At 71.9% G+C, this 2,752-nt stretch carries 2 protein-coding genes; both read left to right on the top strand.

Translation table 11 applies throughout. The features are described 5' to 3' along the window. Positions 1-1,987, top strand: a 1,987-nt coding sequence (locus tag AC2W7C_RS16315) for a TonB-dependent receptor family protein (protein ID WP_486002336.1), incomplete at its 5' end; no start/stop codon positions are given. 57 nt (positions 1,988-2,044) lie between these two features. Next, a partial coding sequence (locus AC2W7C_RS16310; protein ID WP_486002337.1) for a PepSY-associated TM helix domain-containing protein occupies positions 2,045-2,752 on the top strand: 708 nt, incomplete at its 3' end.

The following is a 2,752-nucleotide window of genomic DNA, read 5'->3' as shown; positions in this document are numbered from 1 at the left end:
ATTCCCTCGCCCCGACGACCCGACCGTCCTGGACAGCGTGATCGTCACCGGGCGCCGCGATCCCGAGGATCCGACCGTGGTCGCCGACGCCCGGGCGCGGCTGTCGCGCACGCCCGGCGCGGTCGCCGTCATCTCGGCCGAAAGCTACGGGACCCGCTTCGCCCAGGGCTTCTCCGACACCCTGCGCAACGTCCCCGGCGTCCTGGCCCAGAAGCGCTATGGCGAGGAGAGCCGGCTCTCCATCCGCGGCTCGGGGATCGCCCAGGGCTTCCACCAGCGCGGCGTCCTGTTCGCCCAGGACGGCGTGCCCTTCGCCGACGCCGACGGCTTCTCCGACTTCCAGGGGCTGGACGCTCTCAGCGCCCGCTACGTCGAGGTCTACAAGGGGGCCAACACCCTGCGCTTCGGCGGGGCCCAGCTGGGCGGGGCGATCAACCTGGTCACCCCGACGGGCCGCACGGCGGCGCGGGACGCCCTGCTTCAGGTCGAGGGCGGGTCGTTCGGCTTCCGCCGCCTCCATGGCGAATGGGCGACGCAGCGCGGCGACTGGGACGCCTTCATGGCCGCCACCGCTCTTGAGAGCGACGGCTATCGCCGGCAGAGCGACCAGTCGCAGGGCCGTCTGACCGCCAGCCTGGGCCGCCGCTTCGGCGAAGACCGTGAAGTCCGCCTGATCGTCCAAGCGGCGGACATCCAGCAGTCGGTCCCGGGCGCGTTGACGCTGAGCCAGGCGCTGGACACCCCCCGCATGGCGCCGACCGGCGCCATTCTGAACGACAACGCCCGCGACCTGACCCTGAAGCGCGCCACGCTCCAGACCCGCTGGCGCCTCGATGAGGCGACCCTGTTCGAGGGTGCGGTCTGGGGTTGGACCAAGTCCCTCTATCATCCGATCTTCCAAGTGGTGGACCAGGAGAGCGACACCCGCGGCGCCTTCGCCAGGATCGATTGGACCGGCGAGGTCGCCGGCCGGCGCGCCGACGCCTTCTACGGCTTCAGCTATCGCGACGGGGACCTGGACGCCCTGCGCTACGTCAACGTCCGCGGCCTGCGCGGCGCCCTGACCGCCAACGGGCGTCAGAGGGCGGACGCGATCGACGTCTTCGCCGAGGGCCGGCTGTTCGTGACCGACCGGCTGGCGGTCGTGGCCGGCGGCTCCTGGGGCCGGGCCACGCGCGACTACCAGGACCGGCTGAACGCGGCCAACGACGACTCCGTCGTCTACGACTGGATCTCGCCCCGCCTGGGCCTTCTGTGGGAGGACGAGAGCGGGTCGCAGGCCTTCGCCAACGTCACCCGTTCCGTCGAGCCGCCGACCTACGGCGCCCTGGTGCAGGCGCCGCTGACCGGGTTCACGCCCGTGGACGTCCAGGACGCCTGGACCGCCGAGATCGGGACGCGGGGCCGACGCGGCGACCTGGCCTGGGACGTGGCCGTCTATCGCAGCGAGATCGACGGCGAGATCCTGAACTTCATCGTCGGCCCCGACATCCCGGCGGCGACCTTCAACGCCGGCGAGACCGTGCACCAGGGGATCGAGGCGGGTTTGGACTGGCGATTGCCGGTCGAGGCGTTCGGCGGCTCGCTGCTGCTGCGCCAGACCTATGCGTACAGCGACTTCCGCTTCCAGGGCGATCCGCGCTGGGGCGACAACCGCCTGCCGGTGGTTCCCGAGCACCAGTACCGGGCCGAACTGAGCTGGCGGCATCCCTCGGGGGTGACGCTGACGCCGTCCCTCGAATGGCGTCCCAAGGACGTCTGGGTCGACTACGCCAATACGCTGAAGGCCCCCGGCTACACCCTCGCGGGCCTGAACGCGGCGTTCGACCTGGGCAACGTCACGCTCTACGCCGACCTGCGCAACCTGACCGACCAACGCTACGTCGGCGAGTTCGGGGCGGTGACCGACGCGCGCACGGCCTCCACGGCGGTCTTCTATCCCGGCGAGGGCCGTTCGGCCTTCCTCGGTCTGCGCCTGGCCTACTAGGCGCGCGCGAATGAGCATCGTGAGCGCGCGCCCGTTCCGCCCGCCAGGGGCGCCGGCCTGTCCGGCGCCTACCGCGCCGTCTGGCGCTGGCATTTCTACGCCGGCCTGCTGGTCCTTCCCGTCCTGATGTTGATGGCCCTGACCGGCGCGATCTACCTGTTCAGGGTCGAGATCGAGGACGCCGTCTACCGGCCCCTCGTCCGGGTCGCCCCGGCGGCGGCGACCGCCTCGGCCGACCTGTGGTGGGACGCCGCGCGCGCCTCGGGCCAGGACGAGGTGGTCAACGTCCTGGTTCCCGACCGGGCCGACCGCGCGGTCCGGTTCACCGTGCGCCGGGCCGACGGCCGCGTGCGATACGTCTTCATGAACCCCTACACCGCCCAGGCGACCGGCGTGACGGCGGCGGGCGGTATCATGGAGACGGTTAAGAGGCTGCACAGCCTGGCGCTGGTCGGCTCGTGGGCGAACATCGTCGTCGAGATCGTCGCCGGCTGGTCGATGATCCTGGTCGCCACGGGCCTGTTCCTGTGGTGGCCTCGCAAGCGCGAGGCGGGCGTGCTGACGGTGCGGGCGAGCACGGGTCGGCCCTTCTGGCGCGACCTGCACGCCGTCACGGGCCTCTATGCCGGAGCGGTGATCTTCTTCCTGGCCTTCACCGGCATGCCGTGGTCGGCGGTCTGGGGGGACCGGATCCTGAACCTGATGCGCGAGAGCGGCCTGGGCCGCCCCGCCGCTCCGGCGGCCGCGTCCGCCTGGGGCGCACGC

The sequence above is a fragment of the Brevundimonas sp. CURTG3B2_SDJG genome, from assembly GCF_057364705.1.
Note: the sequence above shows the minus strand (reverse complement) of the source record. Positions and strands in the feature narration are given on the sequence as shown.